At 55.9% G+C, this 2,349-nt stretch carries 1 protein-coding gene; it reads right to left on the bottom strand.

All coding sequences use genetic code 11. The features are described from left to right. The coding region (locus ASE50_RS11320) for a calcium-binding protein (protein ID WP_156347403.1) at nucleotides 1-1,944 on the bottom strand (1,944 nt) is incomplete at its 3' end. Nucleotides 1,945-2,349 lie beyond the last annotated feature (405 nt).

The raw sequence follows: 2,349 nt of genomic DNA, 5'->3' as shown, positions 1-2,349 counted from the left end.
CGGCGCACGATCCAGAATCGTGTCGTACAACCGCATCACCTGCGCACCCGCACTGTCCGCATCCGTTACGAACACACCATCGATAAATTGAAAATATTCGACCCCGGTCGCAATATCGGTCCCCTCCGGGCCGGCCACCGTAACCGAAGCGGATTCGGCCGACACCGTCGACTTCTTGAAAAAGTCGCCGAATACCGCCGTGTCGATCCCGCTGCCGCCAATCAGATAGTCGTCATCCGCACCAGCCAGCAAACGATCGGCCCCGTCACCGCCGTCCAGCACGTCGCGGCCTGCGCCACCGTCAAGCACGTCGGCACCACCTAGGCCGAGCAGACGGTCGAAGCTTGCCGAGCCGGTGAGCGTGTCCGCACCCGACGTACCTTGCGCGGTCACATAATAGAGGTTGAAGGCATGGAAACTGGCAGCATCCGTGTTGGGCAGGGTCAATAGTGTAATGAACCCACCAGCGCCATCGCCGTCACGATCGACTTCCAGATTTGTCGACGTGCCATTCTGAACTAAACGGAGATAGCCGACGCCAAACGGATTGACTTTGGTTGCATCCACCAGAAACAGATTCGTCGTCAATAACGAAGCAATATCGATGATATCGCCACCAACACCAGTAACGAAGTCCGTTACCGTCGTCCCGGTCGACAATGTTGCCGTGCTCGACGCCGCATAGCTGAGCGCTATCGTGTCGGTTCCTGCACCCAAAGTGATCTGATAGCCGATGTCACTACCGCGGCCGTCGACTGTGATGCGGTCGTTGCCGGCACCGCCATCGATCGTAGCCGTCGCCATGCCAACTACGCCGATGATATCGTCACCGCTGCCGCCGGACATCAACGACGCTCTGTCGATATAGCGCGTCCGTCCGTTGAAGGTGAGCGTATCGTTACCGTCTCCGCCTTCCATCGTAACGTTCGTCGAGCCGACGATATACTGCCGTGTCCCGGTCGGCGTCGTGTACATGGTAGTGCTGCGCGAGATGATCAGGGTATCATCGCCGCCGCGACCGTAGAAGACGTCGTTTCCGCCGTCTTCGTCCTCGAGACGATTGGCTTGATCATCGCCGTTGAAAATATCCGTGGAGCGAGATCCGGACAGATTTTCGACCCCGAAGAGCACATCGATACCCGACGCCCCGGTGTTCTGCATTTCGCCCATGCGGCGCAGATCGACCGTAGCCGCACTGTCATAGTCGACCGTATCGATCCCGTCGCCACCATCAATCCGGTCATCCCCGGCACCGCCGCTTAGATAATCGTTGCCCGCGCCGCCGTAGAGCGTGTCGTCACCGGCATCGCCATAAAGGTCGTCACTACCGACGTTGCCGTAGATTTCATCGTTGCCGGCACCACCTTTCAATACATCGGAGAAATCGGCGCCACGAAGAACATCGGCACCTTGACCGCTGTAGAACACGACCCGCTCAACGGACGTAACGGTACCGATCCCGACACCGCCCGCCAAAACGGTATTAGTCACCGTAGGATTGCTGTTGTCGAAGACGATGTTCGCAGTTTGGTCATGGAAGGAAAGATACGCAATATCGCTCCCCGCCCCGCCATTGACAGTTTCCTGAAAAGACGAGCCGAAATCAGCCCCGGTAGCTTCATCAACGGACTTACCGGTTCCGACCATGAAGGTGTAGCTGCCACTGAGCGTTACGCGGGATGCCAGGCCCGGGATCAGGATGTCGTTGCCATCGCCGCCATTCAATTGGTCGATACCTGCGCCGCCGACCAGGAAGTCGTTGCCAGCATCACCGTTCAGCGTGTCGTTACCCGCCAGCGTGCTGGTGCCATCGTTACCGTCACCATAGAGGATATCACCCGCCGCGCCACCCGATAGCACATCGTTGCCATCGTTACCGACCAACACATCGTTGGCGTCGCCACCGGTCAGAGTATCGTTGCCGGATTCACCGATATAATTCATGCGTATCAACTCCCGCGCACATTCCGCCTAAGCGTTCGCGTGGGATCAGTACCCGTCTCGTCACGAAAATTCCACCGACGTCTCGGCTAAAGCATGATCTAAAACAGGAATCGTCGTCCGTTTACCATATAGCTTGCGAGCATGTAACGAACCCGAAATATGACTTCGTTTGCTTATTTCCTAAATTATGGCTTGTTTCCAGCTGATTTCCTCGCTTGTTCATGCAGTATATCGACTTTCAAAACATTGCATATGATACATTAGCGCCACAGTATTGATAAATAACGTAAATTATTTCATATCAGATCGATACCGTTGATGATGGCACCACTCATCAGGTTATAATGTTCCTGGCTCAAACTGACTTCCGCCACGAACGCAGCCGGGGCAAAACCCTTGTTCAAC

Origin of the sequence: Sphingomonas sp. Leaf5 (assembly GCF_001421155.1) — a bacterium.
In the GTDB taxonomy this organism is placed as follows: Bacteria; Pseudomonadota; Alphaproteobacteria; order Sphingomonadales; family Sphingomonadaceae; genus Sphingomonas.
This window is presented reverse-complemented; position numbering and strand designations above follow the sequence as displayed.